Annotated in this window: 16 protein-coding genes; 1 reads left to right on the top strand and 15 read right to left on the bottom strand. The window is 72.8% G+C overall.

From position 1 onward, the window contains the following. Positions 1-60: 60 nt before the first annotated feature. The 8 genes from npdG to ACFYML_RS21485 form a co-directional block, all read right to left on the bottom strand. On the bottom strand, positions 61-759 hold the full coding sequence (gene npdG / locus ACFYML_RS21520; protein ID WP_387422338.1) for an NADPH-dependent F420 reductase: 699 nt from the start codon (positions 757-759) through the stop codon (positions 61-63). Between the two features lie 77 nt (positions 760-836). Continuing rightward, positions 837-2,294, bottom strand: a complete 1,458-nt coding sequence (locus ACFYML_RS21515; RefSeq protein WP_387422337.1) for an RNB domain-containing ribonuclease — start codon at positions 2,292-2,294, stop codon at positions 837-839. A gap of 183 nt (positions 2,295-2,477) precedes the next feature. Beyond that, positions 2,478-3,191 carry a histone gene (locus ACFYML_RS21510; protein WP_387422336.1) on the bottom strand — a complete coding sequence of 238 codons (714 nt, stop codon included), beginning with the start codon at positions 3,189-3,191 and terminating at the stop codon, positions 2,478-2,480. Positions 3,192-3,267: 76 nt separating this feature from the next. Continuing rightward, entirely contained in the window at positions 3,268-3,471 is a 204-nt protein-coding gene (locus tag ACFYML_RS21505; RefSeq protein ID WP_073833768.1) for a hypothetical protein, read from the bottom strand. A gap of 195 nt (positions 3,472-3,666) precedes the next feature. Next, positions 3,667-4,632, bottom strand: coding sequence for a hypothetical protein (locus tag ACFYML_RS21500; RefSeq protein WP_387422335.1), 966 nt, complete (start codon positions 4,630-4,632; stop codon positions 3,667-3,669). Continuing rightward, positions 4,626-4,955 carry a PadR family transcriptional regulator gene (locus ACFYML_RS21495; RefSeq protein WP_387422334.1) on the bottom strand — a complete coding sequence of 110 codons (330 nt, stop codon included), beginning with the start codon at positions 4,953-4,955 and terminating at the stop codon, positions 4,626-4,628. The genes ACFYML_RS21500 and ACFYML_RS21495 overlap by 7 nt, the downstream gene beginning before the upstream one ends. Before the next feature lie 162 nt (positions 4,956-5,117). Then, positions 5,118-6,332 carry a PP2C family protein-serine/threonine phosphatase gene (locus ACFYML_RS21490; protein ID WP_387422333.1) on the bottom strand — a complete coding sequence of 405 codons (1,215 nt, stop codon included), beginning with the start codon at positions 6,330-6,332 and terminating at the stop codon, positions 5,118-5,120. Between the two features lie 135 nt (positions 6,333-6,467). Next, entirely contained in the window at positions 6,468-7,544 is a 1,077-nt protein-coding gene (locus ACFYML_RS21485; RefSeq protein ID WP_387422332.1) for a cation diffusion facilitator family transporter, read from the bottom strand. Between the two features lie 66 nt (positions 7,545-7,610). Between ACFYML_RS21485 and ACFYML_RS21480 the strand changes: the two genes are divergently transcribed. Next, entirely contained in the window at positions 7,611-7,970 is a 360-nt protein-coding gene (locus ACFYML_RS21480) for an ArsR/SmtB family transcription factor (RefSeq protein ID WP_387422331.1), read from the top strand. A 113-nt stretch (positions 7,971-8,083) separates the two neighbouring features. On the opposite strand, the gene ACFYML_RS21475 is transcribed toward ACFYML_RS21480, so the two are convergent. The 7 genes from ACFYML_RS21475 to ACFYML_RS21445 form a co-directional block, all read right to left on the bottom strand. Beyond that, complete coding sequence (locus tag ACFYML_RS21475) at positions 8,084-9,295, bottom strand: tyrosine-type recombinase/integrase (RefSeq protein ID WP_387422330.1); 1,212 nt, start codon at positions 9,293-9,295, stop codon at positions 8,084-8,086. Between the two features lie 2 nt (positions 9,296-9,297). Next, positions 9,298-9,474 carry a helix-turn-helix transcriptional regulator gene (locus ACFYML_RS21470; RefSeq protein ID WP_387422329.1) on the bottom strand — a complete coding sequence of 59 codons (177 nt, stop codon included), beginning with the start codon at positions 9,472-9,474 and terminating at the stop codon, positions 9,298-9,300. Continuing rightward, positions 9,467-11,182, bottom strand: coding sequence for a replication initiator (locus ACFYML_RS21465; RefSeq protein ID WP_387422328.1), 1,716 nt, complete (start codon positions 11,180-11,182; stop codon positions 9,467-9,469). The genes ACFYML_RS21470 and ACFYML_RS21465 overlap by 8 nt, the downstream gene beginning before the upstream one ends. Before the next feature lie 223 nt (positions 11,183-11,405). Beyond that, complete coding sequence (locus ACFYML_RS21460; RefSeq protein ID WP_387422327.1) at positions 11,406-11,849, bottom strand: hypothetical protein; 444 nt, start codon at positions 11,847-11,849, stop codon at positions 11,406-11,408. Continuing rightward, positions 11,846-12,466, bottom strand: coding sequence for a hypothetical protein (locus tag ACFYML_RS21455; RefSeq protein ID WP_387422326.1), 621 nt, complete (start codon positions 12,464-12,466; stop codon positions 11,846-11,848). Before ACFYML_RS21455 ends, ACFYML_RS21460 begins: the two co-directional genes overlap by 4 nt. Then, complete coding sequence (locus ACFYML_RS21450) at positions 12,451-12,720, bottom strand: hypothetical protein (protein ID WP_387422325.1); 270 nt, start codon at positions 12,718-12,720, stop codon at positions 12,451-12,453. The genes ACFYML_RS21455 and ACFYML_RS21450 overlap by 16 nt, the downstream gene beginning before the upstream one ends. Then, positions 12,717-12,905 (bottom strand): hypothetical protein, encoded by a 189-nt coding sequence (locus ACFYML_RS21445; protein ID WP_387422324.1) that lies wholly within the window; start codon positions 12,903-12,905, stop codon positions 12,717-12,719. Before ACFYML_RS21445 ends, ACFYML_RS21450 begins: the two co-directional genes overlap by 4 nt. Positions 12,906-12,917 lie beyond the last annotated feature (12 nt).

The following is a 12,917-nucleotide window of genomic DNA, read 5'->3' as shown; positions in this document are numbered from 1 at the left end:
GGTCGGGCGGTGCGGCTTGAGGGCCGCACCGCCCGCACTGGCCGGTACGGCGGCTGCGGTTCAGAGGTCGGTGACCCGGATGCCGGCGTGCGCCTTGTAGCGCTTGTTGATCGCGATCAGGTTCGCGGTGAACGCCTCGATCTGGTGGGCGTTGCGCAGCCGACCGGCGTAGACGCCCCGCATGCCGGGGATCCGGGCGGCGAGCGCGGCGACCACGCCGACCAGCTCCCGGTCCTCGGTGCAGATCAGCACGTCCAGGTCGATCCGGTCGATCTCCGGGTCGGCCAGCAGCGGCGCGCTGACGTGGTTGAACGCGGCGCAGACCCGGGACTCGGGCAGCAGCCGGGCGGCCTGCTGCACGGCGCTGCCCTCCTCGACGGCGAGGGCGTACGGGCCCTGCTTGTCGAAGCCGAGCGGGTTGACACAGTCGATCACGATCTTGCCGACGAGGGCACCGGCCAGAGCGGCGACGATGGCGGCGTGCCCGTCCCACGGCACCGCGATGATCACCACGTCGCTGCGGCGGGCCACCTCGTCGTTGTCCGCGCCGGACACCACGCCGTTGGCCGGTACGCCGGGCAGGGCGGCGATCTCGGCGGCGGCCTGCGCCGCCCGGTCGGCGGAGCGGGACCCGATCAGGACAGTCTGCCCGGCCCGGGCTAACCGGTAGGCGAGACCCCGCCCCTGGTCGCCGGTGCCACCAATGATGCCGACGGTCAGCCCGGAGACATCGGGCAGCGTGCTCGCGTCGTAAGCCATGCGATCATCCTCGCAAACCGTGCCACCGGGCAGCACCGTACGCGGCTGTGACAATCCCCGCTGGCCCGGCCGGTGGGTCAGGCGCGTTCGAAGAGGACCTTGCGGTGGGTGGGGTCGGCGCTGACCAGGCGGACCGCGACGCGCTCGCCGAGCGGCAGTTGGCCGACGCAGCGGGCGCGGACCGGCGGCTCGTCCAGCGCCACCGTGCCGCCGGGCGGTCGACCGGGCCGGCCGTTGCCGGCCTGCCGGGGCGGGTCGGTGGCCGGCCGGGGCTCGTCCACGTCCAGCACCGCCGCTTCGAAGGTCTCCCCCACCCGGTGCTCCAGCAGCACCGCCTCGGCCAGCTCGATCGCGCCCCGGGTGGCCGTCGACGCCATCCGGTCGGTGGTCGCCATCACCTCGGGCAGCTTCGGCAGCGCGGCGCGGGCCCAGTCGGGCACCTCCCGGCCCTCGTGCAGGGCCAGGCAGACCTCGGTCGCGTACCGGTCGGCGAGCCGGCGCAGCGGCGCCGTGACGTGGGCGTACGCGGCGGCCACCCCGCCGTGCGCCGGCTGCTCGGGCAACTCCCCGTCGAAGGCGGTGTACGCGGCCCCGCGCATCAGCTCGGCCGCCTGGTCGATGAAGGCGGCCGCCCGGGGCTGGGAGGCGTCCAGTCCGGCGAGCACCTCGCCCACCGACATCCCCGCCGGCCAGCGGACGCCCAGCGGGCCGGCGGCCAGCCGCAGCCGGTCGACCGCCTCCGGCTTCGGCGCGGGCATCGTCCGCAGCAGTCCGATCCGGCCGGCGAGCATGATGTCGGCGGCGGCCATCCCGGTCAGCAGCGAGATCTGCGCGTTGTGGTCCTCCATCAGGCCTGGCCCGCGCAGCACCAGCCGCCAGCCGTCGCCGTCCGGCTCGACGTCCTGCTCGGGCAGGGGCAGGTTGACCGCGCCCCGGCGCAGCCCACGGGCGGTGAGCAGGGCACCGATCTCGGGCAGCAGGGCGATCGGCTCGGGCAGCCGGCCGGCGTCGGCGGCGAGCTGCACGCCGACGTAGTCGAGCTTGGCCCGGCTGCGGACCCGGGCGCGTTCCACCACCACGCCGACCGTGGCGCCGTCGGCGTCGAGGTCGAGGGTCCAGAGCACCGCCGCCCGGTCGGCGTCGGGCAGCAGGCTCGCCGCCCCCTCGCTGAGGGTGTGCGGGTGCAGCGGCACGTTGCCGTCGGGCAGGTAGACGGTCTGCCCGCGGCGCCAGGTCTCCGCCTCCAGCGCGCCACCGGGGCGTACGTGGGTGGCCACGTCGGCGATGGCGTACCGGACCCGGAAACCGCCACCGGGGCGGCGGGCGAGGTGCATCGCCTGGTCGAGGTCGCGCGAGGCCGCCGGGTCGACCGTGACGAACGGGACGTCGGTCCGGTCGGCGACGGCGGGCAGCGGCGCAGCGGCCGCCTCGTCGGCCTCGCGCTGCGCCGCGGCCGGGAAGCCCTCGGGCAGTCCCAGCTCACGGCGCAGCGCGCCGAAGTCGATGCGGGGCGCGAGTACGCGTCGGATCACCACGTGGTCAATCCTGACAGTGCGGCGGGTGATCCGCCCACCGACCGAGGCGCCGGCGACGGCTTCAGGTGCCGGCACGGCGCCAGACCGGCCCTCATCCGGTCCGGAGCGCCGCCTGGCGGCGCGGCGGCCGAGTTGTGGCCGCCAGCCGCACTGGAGTTGCCGGAGACCGGCGGCGCCGCGACGTCAGGCGGTGGCCTTCCGCGCGGGCGCCTTGCGGGCGGTGGTCTTCCGGGCGGCCGTGGTCTTCTTGGCCGGTGCCTTCTTGGCCGCCGCGGTTTTCTTCGCCGTGGTGGCCTTCTTCGCGGGCGCCTTCTTCGCCGCGGTCTTGCGGGCCGCGGGACGGGTGGCGGTGGTCTTCTTCGCCGGAGCCTTCTTCGCCACGGTGGCCTTCTTGGCGGCCGCCGTCTTCTTCGGCGCGGCGCCGGCCTTCCGGGCCGTGGTCGCGGTGACCTTGCGGGCCGTGGTCTTCTTCGCGGCCGTGGTCTTCTTCGCCGGCGCCCGCTTCGCCGCCACGGCCTTCTTCGCCGGTGCCTTCTTCGCGGGCGCCTTCTTCGCCGGAGCCCGCTTCGCCGCGGTGGCCTTCTTCGCGGCCACCGTCTTCTTCGCCGTGGTGGCCTTCTTCGCGGGCGCCTTCTTGGCGGTGGTCCTGGTGGCCGGCGCCTTCTTCGCGGGTGCCTTCCGCGCCGCCGACACGGCCTTCCTGGCGGCCGCCTTCTTCGCGACCGCCTTCTTCGCCGGCACCCGGCCGGCGCCCGCACCCGAGGCGTTGGCGGACGCCTTGGTGACCGTCGCCGTCCTGGCCGTGGCCGTGCCCACGGTACGCCTGGCTGCGGTGGTCTTCTTCGCGCTCGTACGTCTGGCGGCCGGGCGGGTGGTGGCCTGCTGTGCTTCGGCCATCTCGGTTCCCTCCTTGGGGACGTGCTCTCGCCCTCGCGGAGCACGGATCACCTCGACGCGGGCCGTCCCGCGCCGTCTAGCTGCCCTCCCCGGCCCAACGGGCGTCCTCGGCGTCCCACGCTTCGTTCCGCTCCCGCACCGTCTGCAGGGCGTTCTCCGCGTCGGCGGCTGAGGCGTACGGTCCGAGAACGTGCTTCGCGGGGCACACGTCGGCATCGGTCTCGACCCGGTGGTGTCGCGTGCACCAGTAGTAGTGCCCACCACTTCCGTCGTCGCTCATGCGATCACTGTGCACCGCGAAGTGCCCGGCCGCCACCGGAACGCCGCAAATAGTCCTGATGACCTCCACAGTAGACGTGCTCCGGCCGTCGCGGGACGGAACGGGCGAAGTCGCACACGATTCCACTCCTGCTCAGCCAGGATTCGGTCACGCTCGTGGTCCGTTAGGCGCAGGGAGCGACCCGGCCGGGTCCGCTCAGGCGGGCGACGACACCGGCGCCGGCACGGCCACCGGGTCGGCCGGCCGGGCCGCGCCGACGACGTACGCCAGCGCGTACGGGGTACCGGCCAGGTAGAGGAAGGGTTGCAGCTCGACCAGGTCACCGATCAGGAAGATCTCCCATTGCGTCGGGCGGGGCAGCCCGAAGGACCAGTCGGTCCAGCAGGTGAAGAGCCACAGCGGCGCGGAGACCCGGTTGACGCTGTCGTACTGCGCCACCCCGTCGACGACCGTCCCCGGACCGCCGGGGATGTGGTTGACCACGGAGAGCACCACCGCCGCGTCGGCGACCACCAGCGCGGCGAGCACCCCCAGCCACCAGGCGGCCCGGACCCGTCCCCGCCCGGCGAGCGTCCCGGCCCCCCAGAGCACCAGCGCCAGGCCGGCCAGCCACACCACCAGACCGGGTGCGGTACGGACCAGGTCGTCGGTGGTGGTGTTCAGCGCGTACTCGACGGCGACGACGGTGAGGCCCAGGGGCAGCATCACGCCGAGCGCCCGACGCAGCGGTCCACGCAGGGCGGTACGCGCGGCGCCCCGGCCGACCCGACGGGCCAGCAGCACCGCGAGCCCGGCGGTGAGGGCGCTCAACACGGGCACCTGCGACAGGTTCGCGTCCACCACCCCGAAGAGCGAGCCGACCAGCGCCCCGGACCCGACCACCGCGATCATCACGATCGCCAGGCAGGCCGACGGGGCCAGCAGCAGGGTGGCGGCCGTCCGGCGGGCCCGAGAGTCGAACCGGGTCCGGTCGACCACCGGCGTGCCGGCCCGGCTGGCGGCCAGGCTGGCGGCGAAGCGCAGCATCCGCCACCGCTGGCCGTGCTCGGCCAGCACGTGCAGCTCGGCCTGCCACTCCCGGGACAGTTCGTCGTGGAGTTCCGCCGGCCAGCGGCGCACCGCCGACCGCAGCAGGAACTCGGCCAGCCGCCGGCTCACCACGCCGGGGCTCCCGTCGGCTCGACGCCACCCCACGCCCGGCCGTCCGGGGCGAGGGCCCGCAGCTCGGCGAGCGCCTGGCGGGCGGCGCGTACGCCCTCGGGGGTGAGCAGGTAGTAGCGGCGCGCGGGTCGACCGGCCGCGACCGGATCGACCTCCTCCCAGTCGGCGGCGAGCCAGCCGGCCGCCTGGAGCCGGTGCAGGACGGGATAGAGGGTGCCGCTGGGCAGGCCGGTGAGCTTCATCAGGTCGAGGCCGTAGCGGGGGGCCGCCGGGTCGGCGAGGAGTGCGGCGAGCACCTTAGCCACCGGAATCGTCATCCGCATGGTCGGCACTGTATCGGATTTCTACATAGGGTGCGAGTGCACCAGGGGCGCCAAAGTGGATGGACGCCGGCCCGGCCGGGTGTGGGCCCGGCCGGCACCGGATCCGCGACCACGCCGAACCGTCCACCAACCCGGCACAGCCGCCCTCCCCACCGCGGCGGTCTAGTCGGGCAGGCGGCGGATGGCCAGCAGGGCGATGTCGTCAACCGGGTGCTCGGTGTCGAGCATCGCCATGACGGTGGCGCAGACCGTCTCGACGGACGCCGGCGACACGGCGGCCATCAGCCGGGCGATGCCGACGTCGAGCAGTTCGCCGCGGCGTTCGACGAGGCCGTCGGTGTAGGAGACCAGGACCGCGCCGGGCGGAAAGTCGATCGTGGTGGTGTGCCGCGCGGGCGGCCGGCGGCCGGTGCCGAGCGGTGGGTCGACGCGGGCGGAGAGCATGTCGTTCGGTTGGCCGGGGACGGCCAGCACCGGGCGGGGGTGCCCGGCCAGGGCGACACGCACGGTGGTGCCGTCCGGGGAGATCATCGCGTACAGCGCGGTGGTCAGGCTGCCGGCCTCGAAGTGGACCACCTTCCGGTCGAGCAGCGTCAGCGCCTCGGCCGGATCGTCGCAGACCAGCGCGTACGCGCGCAGGGCACTGCGGACCCGGCCCATCACCACGGCCGACTGCAGCCCGTGACCCGACACGTCGCCGACCACCACACCCGTCCAGCCGGACGGGAGGGTGAAGACGTCGTACCAGTCGCCGCCGACGCCGGAGGCGTGACCCGGCACGTACCGGGCGGCCATCTCGATACCGGGCACCTCGGGCAGTTCGGTGGGGATCAGGCTGCGCTGCAGCGCCAGCGCGGCGGCCTGGTCCAGCGTGTTCGCGCGGGCCCGGCTGGCCAGGCTGAGCCGGTCGGCCACGAGTTCCAGCAGGCGGACGTCGTCGGCGGTGAACCGGCGCGGCGTGAGGGTGCCGACGTGCAGGACGCCGACGAGGTCACCTCGCGCGATGATCGGTACGCCCAGCAGGGACCGGACACCGGTGTCCAGCAGGATCGGGTTGACCACCTTGTCCGGGGTGACCTGCTCGATGATCACCGGCTGCCGGGTGTAGGCGATCCGGCCGGCGAAGCCACGCCCGACCGAGACCCGGAACCGTTGGCGCACCTCCTCCTCCAGCCCCTTGGCCGCGGTGGCGACCAACTGCTGGGCGCGTACGTCGAGCAGGAGGATCGCCGCCGTGTCGACCTGCAGCAGGTCGCGGACCCGGTCGAGCATCTCGTCGAAGAGGTCGGCGACGTCGAGACGAGAGAGCGTGGCATCGGTCACCGCCTCGATGCGGTGCAACCGCTGCTCGTCCCTCAGGTGCTCGGCGCGAACCACCTCAGGATCGTAGTTGCATTCCGGCAACTTCCGCCCGTCCGAGCTTGCCCCGATGTCGGCGCGCCGGCGGCATACGCAGGGGCGTGAGCTGCCCAGACAGGGCCGGTGACGGCGATCGGGGCAGCTACCGGGCACTCATCGGGAGGGCGCACGCCGGCGGTGCGACAGCGCGGTGTGATGGTGCCCCCCGGGATGACTGTCCGGGTCGGTATGGACGGTGGCGGTGGCCAGCCGGGGCACGGCGTGGGTGAGCTGGTGTTCGGCGTCGGCCGCGATCTCGTGCGCGGCGAGGAGGCTGAGCTTCGCGTCGACCACCAGCTCCGCCTCGGCGTGCAGCCGGTGGCCGATCCAGCGCAGTCGCACGGCGGCCACGTCCTGCACGCCGTCGACGGCCCGCAGCGCGGACTCGGCCTGGTCGACGAGGTCGGGATCGACGGCGTCCATCAGGCGCCGGTAGACCTCGCGGGCGGCGTCCCTGAGGACGAAGGTGATGGCGACGGCGATGACCACGCCGACGACGGGATCGGCCCAGCGCCAGCCGAGGGCCGCACCGCCGGCCGCGGCGAGCACGGCCAGCGAGGTGTACCCGTCGGTGCGGGCGTGCAGCCCGTCGGCGACGAGGGCGGCGGAGCCGATGCGCCGGCCGACCCGGATGCGGTACTGGGCGACCAGCTCGTTGCCGAGGAAGCCGACGAGGCCGGCGGCGGCGACCCAGGGCAGGTGGGTCACCTCGGCGGGGTGCAGCAGCCGGACGACGGCGGTCCCGGCCGCGGCGACGGCGGAGGCGGCGATGACCGCGACGATGATGATGCCGGCGAGGTCCTCGGCCCGGCCGTACCCGTAGGTGTAGGCGCGGGTGGCGGCACGCCGGCCGACGAGGAAGGCGATCCCCAGCGGCACGGCGGTCAGGGCGTCGGCGACGTTGTGCAGGGTGTCGCCGAGCAGCGCCACCGAGCCGGACAGCACCACGATGACCGCCTGGGCGAGCGCCGTGATCCCGAGTCCGACCAGCGAGAGCCACAGGGCGCGTAGGCCCTGCCGGGAGGACTCCAGGGCGGGGTCGACCTTCGCCCGGGAGTCGTGGGAGTGGGGGACGGCGGCGTGGGTCAGCCGGTGCCACCAGGCGGTGCGCCCGCCGTGGTGGTGATCATGGTCGCGCTCGTGCCGGCCGTGGTCGCGCGAGTGGTCATGGCCGTGGCCGTGGTCCGTCACCGCTCCCCCAGTTCGCCCGGTCGCACGGACGGTCCGTACCCCTGACGCCGGCGATAATATGTGCTCATGTACGCACGCGACAATGTTGCACCTGCCAGTGACCTGCAACAGCGCCTACCTGGCGGGCCGGACGTGGCGGCGGCGACGGAGATGCTGCGGATGCTGGCCGACGGCACCAGGCTGCGGCTGATGCACCTGCTCAGCGAGGGCGAGCACGACGTGACCGCGCTGGTGGCGGCGGTGGGGCTGGCCCGGCCGGCGGTGTCGCAGCACCTCGGCAAGCTCCGGTTGGCGGGGCTGGTCAGCGTGCGGCGGGAGGGCCGCCGGGCGCTCTACCGGGCCCGGGGCGGTCATGTGCGCCGACTGGTGGCGGAGGTGCTGCACGCCGCGGCGCACCGGATCAACGGCCTACCGGAGCACGACTGAGCAGCCCCAGGGCCGTGCCGGCCAGCCGGAGGGCGACGGACGAGTCGACCTGTACGCCGGATTCTGCTACGCGCACCCGCGTTATGCTGCGGAAACTTCCACCGGAAGCATGATCAGGCCGTCGCCAGGCCGTCAGGCCCCCGGAACAGATCATCAATCGCCCGGCGGGTGCGGTCTTCGCTGGTCGGCATCAGATGGGTGTAGACCCGCAGTGTGAACCCGGGGTCGGCGTGGCCGAGGTACTCCGCGAGCGCCTTGATGCTCTCCCCCGCGTCGAGCAGCGCCGAGGCGTAGAAGTGGCGCAAGGCGTGCATGCCCGTCGCCCTGGTCGAGACGATGCCTGCGGCGGTCAGCGCCGGCCGCCATGCCTTCGCGTCGAACGTCGACCGGTTGATCGCACCCTTGCGCGGAGTCGTCAGCACCAGGGGCACGGTGACCTGCTCATCGCTGAATGGGTCTTCCCACGGAAGGGTGATCTTTACAGGCTCACACCAGTCGAGGTGGGCGCGCAGGGATTCAGCCACGCTCGCCGGGAGCGGGACACGACGGTCCCGGTCATTCTTGGGCAGGCCGAAGACCAGCCGCGAGCGGACGAGCTTGACCTGACGGGTGACGTGCACCCAGCCGCCATCAAGGTCAAGGTCATCGACACCGAGGCCGAAGATCTCTCCCTGTCGCATGCCACAGCCTCCGCCCAGGTCGACGGCGGGACGGTAACGGCGGGACAGGGATTCCCGGATGGCGGCAACCGTCGTGACCTTCCACGGCACTACCCGGCGCTGCACCGGTTTGGGTGGGGTCACCGAGCTTGCCGAGCAGGGGTTTTTCGCGATCTTCTCGTCATCGACAGCGGCGGTGAGGATCGTCCGGAGGTGAGCAAAGACGACGGCCCGGGTCGCGGGGGCGAGCTTGCCGACCATGCTCCGGTCCCACTCGCGCACGTTGCCCGGCTTGATCGCCTTGAGTTGCCGATCACCAAAGTAGGGCATCAGGTGCTTGCGAACCCGGAACTCCGTTGACTCGCGCGTCGACTCATCGAACGACCGGGTGCGGAGCCATTCCTCCGCGTACTCACGGAACGTGATCCTCCCGGCGTCTGGGTCGATGTAGGTGCCCCGCAGTTTGTCCGACTCGACCGAGACGAGGAACGCGTCGGCCTCGCGCTTGGCCCGGTCGGGAAAGGACTTGCTGCGCTCCCGACCGTCCGGGGCGATGTAGCGGACGCGGTAGCGCATTCCTTTGCCGAACAGTTCCGACTTCACGCGCTCGGTGCGCCCGCTTGGGTGCTTGATCGTGCTGTACCAGCGGTCTTCGACGTGGGCCATGGCTACGCCGCCGCCTGGGTCTTAAACCACCCGCGCACGTCGGCCGGGTCGTAGCGCAGATGCCGGCCGACCCGGGCAGCCGGCGGACCGTACTTGACCTTGCGCCAACGGTAGAGGGTCTCCACGGGCACCCGCAGATACGCCGCCACGTCATCAACCGACCAGAGGCGATCATCCATGCGAAGCCTCCCCCGAGCCGGCAGACGATCGAGCAGCAAGGAGAGCCGCCTTCCACTGGGCACGTTGTGACAGCGCCTTGAGTAGTCGGTGTTGCAGAGGTGGGATGTCGGGATCTTCGGGCCGCGCCATCTCCCACGCGTAGACGGGGGCGTCGTCCTGGTCGACGGGCTCAGCATCATCAGCGCCGGTCGAGACGCCCAGGAGTCGACGGACCCAGGCGCGAGCGTCGGCGCGGTGGTCGGCGAGGGTCTTGCCGGACCAGTCGCGGGAGACGAGGATGCGTCGGCCGCCGATGCCGAGGGTGGCCCGTTGGTGGACCTTGCCCTTGCAGCGCCCGGCTTGGAGCCTGCCGTGTGCCTTCTTCGGTTGGACGCCGTAGAGCAGCCAGTTGGCGCACCGTTCGTTGCAGGGCGTGACCCGGAGTTCCTGCCACAGCCGGTCCAGGTGGTCCCGTTGCCGGTCGGTGGTCGGCTTGTGGCAGTCGGCGGCGCTCTTGGTGATGTACTTCGTGATGTAGCCGATCGTGCGGTTGGCGTGGACCGTGCCCGGGGTGACGCCCTCCGCGTGGACCTGGGTGCCGAACCGGACGACGTGGGCGGGTTGCGCGTCGGGGTCGGTGTCGATGAGGTCCAGGGCGTCAGCCCAGGAAGTCAGCGGCTCACGGGTGTCGGGGTCGACCCACTGTCCCTGGTCGCCGTCCCAGACGGGGAGCCGGTCGAGGGAGTACACCAGCTCGTCAGCCGGGGGCCACCAGACTTGGTGGTAGGTGGCGGCGGCGACCTGCCGCAGCACGGTGCGGGGGATGGTGCCCCGGATGGCGAAGTGGGCGTGCGGGGCGAGTCGTCGTTGTGGCTCGACACAGCCGGCGTATTGGACGTTCCAGCCGACGCATCGCCGGAGGTTCTGCCAGAACCGATCAAGGAGTCGGGCGAAGTGCACGGCGTCCCACGCGGCGCGCCGGTAGTCGTAGCTGTCGGGATTGACGGGGGTGCCGTCGGGGAGGACGCGCCCGTAGGTGTCGAGGGTGAGGGACAGCCACATGGAGGGCCGGTGTTGGGTGCCGTCCGGGGCGGTGTAGACCCGGCCGACAGTCCGCGGTTCCACCTTCTTCCTCGGGAGGTCGGGTGCGTCCTGGCGGCGGCGGGTTGACCGCTTGCGCCGGCTGTGGTTGTCGTCCTGGTCGTGGGAGGGGGCGACCGCACCGCGTAGACCTTCGGCGGTGAGGGCTTCCTCTACCTCGCGGATCGCGGTGTCGATGTCGGCCACCTGGTCGTGTTCGCTGTTGCGGGCGGCGTCGTCGCGGGCGAACTCCAGGTGAGCGCGCAGCATGACTAGTTCGCGTTGCGCGTCGGTGGCCGGGTCCGGGCCGGGGATCGGTTCGTCGGTGCGGTGCCATCCCTCGCGGATCTGGGTTTGCCGTAGCCGGCGGGCACGCTTGGCGCACGGCTCGCACTTGTCTTCCCGGGTGGTGCCGCAGGGCAGGTCCACCACTTCGGTCTGCCCGGTGTGTAGGTCGGTGCGGCGCAGGGTGACCGGGTGCAGGCAGACGCCGTACTCGGCGGCCATCTCGGTGAGCACCTGGCGCGACATGGGTAGGGCGAGGCGGGCGGCACGGGAGCCCGGCGGCGGCGCGACGGCGGCCGGGATGGTTGCCGGGTCGGGGGTCGGGGTGTCGGGGGTGAGGCCGGGCAGGGTCGGGGCGGTCAACGGGTCACCTCCGGGAGCTCGAACAGGACGGGTTGAGTGGGGCCGATCGGGGTGGAGCGGGTCGGACCGGCGTGGGCGGCCCAGCGCCGGGCGGCCGGTTCGTGGCGTGGGCAGGCGGTCTCGGCGCGGTAGCGGCCGGTGCCGGGGTGTCCGGCTTCGATGAGGGCCGTGGCCCACCTACGGCATCTCGCGCAGTAGGTGGGCCGAGCGGCGGTCATGGCGGTCAGTGCTGGCAGCCCGAGCAGTGCAGCCCGGCGCACTTCGTCTTGCGGCGCCCGAGCAGGAGGGCGAGGACGACGAGGACCAGGACCACGCCAGCGATGAGCGGCAACGCGGTCTGAACTGCGTGGGTGACCTGGACGGCGAGGTAGCCGACCCCGGCCAGGACACCGACCGTGGGGATCGTGGCGGCGGCGATGACGCGGCCACGGCGCAGCCGACGCACCGGGGCCGGAGCGGGCCGAGGCGAGTCGAGGAACCGGACCGTGACGGTGACGCGGTTGCCGTCCGGGTGCTGCTGGGGCCGGTCCATGAACGTCAGCCGGCCCGAGTCCCGCAGGACAGCCACCGTGGCGGCGACCTCGGCGGGGGTGCCGACGATGCGGCGGGTCAGGATGCTGGTGCGGTTCTGTGTGTGGGTGCGGCGGGCAAGCTGGGAGCGGGTCATCGGGTCACCTCCGAGGCGAAGACCTGACCGTTGCGAGGGGTGTGGACGACGGACGAGACGAGCGCGGAGCGGACCGGAGCAGCCACCGGGACGGGGGCCGGCGGGGTGATTGGGTCCGGGGTGGGCGGGACGTAGACCGGGGCGGGATCGGTGGGCAGCTCGACGGCATCCAGGTCGGCGGGCTCGTCGACCGGGTCGGGGTCGGACTGAGGAGGAGTGGCCGGGTTGCCGGTGAGGATGAGCTTCGACAGGGCGAGGAACGCCAGCGCTGGCACCGACGACAGCAGCCGGGACGAGAAGCTGTCGTTCGCTACGGCGATCTGCGCGGACAGCGAGAGCGCGACGGCGGCGATGAGGATCGCCAGCGGGTAGAACACCGAGGCGTGCGGGTCACGGCGACGGCGACGGCGGATGACGAGCAGGGCGGCGGCCGGGGTCAGTTCCGAGATGATCGCGTTGGACCAGCCGAACCACTCGTGCGTGCCGGCCGGGGCGTGGATCATCGTCCAGTCCTTGACGTGGGTGAACGACGCCGCACCGGCCATGCCACCCACCGCCAGGAGGATCAGGACCAGGGCGGCGGCTTCGGCCCGGTCCGGGTTCAGGAGGCGGCGCACTTGGTCACCTCCGGGTCAGCCGACGCGGACGGGGCGGGGTGGAGCCAGGCGCGAAGGTTGCGCAGGTAGACCGCGCCGTAGACGAAGCAGGAGACGAGGAACCCCCACTGACCGGTGCTGATCGAGTAGGCCAGCCACAGCACCTGGGCGGCGAGACCAACGGCCCAGCCGGTCCAGGACCGCTTGCCGGCCAGCCACAGGCCAGTGACGCCCACGATCATGAGCAGCCAGGACCAGAGCTGATAGGTGCTCATGCGGCCCACCCCCACGCTTCGGCGTCTTCGGCGGCGATCTCGGCGTGCTGCCGCAGGGCGGCGGCGATGATGTCGGCCGCCTGGGTGTCGGGGCCGCAGTAGGGGCAGTGCTGGTCGGGGTCGGTGTGGGCGAGGTCGAGGCAGGTCCGGCGGATCGGCCGGCGGTTGAGACGACGGGTACGCATCACGGGCTCCAG

The sequence above is a fragment of the Micromonospora sp. NPDC007230 genome (assembly GCF_042869115.1).
Lineage (GTDB): Bacteria > Actinomycetota > Actinomycetes > Mycobacteriales > Micromonosporaceae > Micromonospora.
This window is presented reverse-complemented; position numbering and strand designations above follow the sequence as displayed.

Excerpts from the sequence above, each read along its gene's own strand:
- ACFYML_RS21505 (WP_073833768.1), bottom strand. The coding sequence starts at position 3,471 with ATGAGCGACGACGGAAGTGGTGGGCACTACTACTGGTGCACGCGACAC.
- ACFYML_RS21470 (WP_387422329.1), bottom strand. The coding sequence starts at position 9,474 with ATGGATGATCGCCTCTGGTCGGTTGATGACGTGGCGGCGTATCTGCGG.
- ACFYML_RS21445 (WP_387422324.1), bottom strand. The coding sequence starts at position 12,905 with ATGCGTACCCGTCGTCTCAACCGCCGGCCGATCCGCCGGACCTGCCTC.
- npdG (WP_387422338.1), bottom strand. The coding sequence starts at position 759 with ATGGCTTACGACGCGAGCACGCTGCCCGATGTCTCCGGGCTGACCGTC.
- ACFYML_RS21480 (WP_387422331.1), top strand. The coding sequence starts at position 7,611 with ATGTACGCACGCGACAATGTTGCACCTGCCAGTGACCTGCAACAGCGC.
- ACFYML_RS21495 (WP_387422334.1), bottom strand. The coding sequence starts at position 4,955 with ATGCGGATGACGATTCCGGTGGCTAAGGTGCTCGCCGCACTCCTCGCC.
- ACFYML_RS21510 (WP_387422336.1), bottom strand. The coding sequence starts at position 3,191 with ATGGCCGAAGCACAGCAGGCCACCACCCGCCCGGCCGCCAGACGTACG.
- ACFYML_RS21460 (WP_387422327.1), bottom strand. The coding sequence starts at position 11,849 with ATGACCCGCTCCCAGCTTGCCCGCCGCACCCACACACAGAACCGCACC.
- ACFYML_RS21475 (WP_387422330.1), bottom strand. The coding sequence starts at position 9,295 with ATGGCCCACGTCGAAGACCGCTGGTACAGCACGATCAAGCACCCAAGC.
- ACFYML_RS21450 (WP_387422325.1), bottom strand. The coding sequence starts at position 12,720 with ATGAGCACCTATCAGCTCTGGTCCTGGCTGCTCATGATCGTGGGCGTC.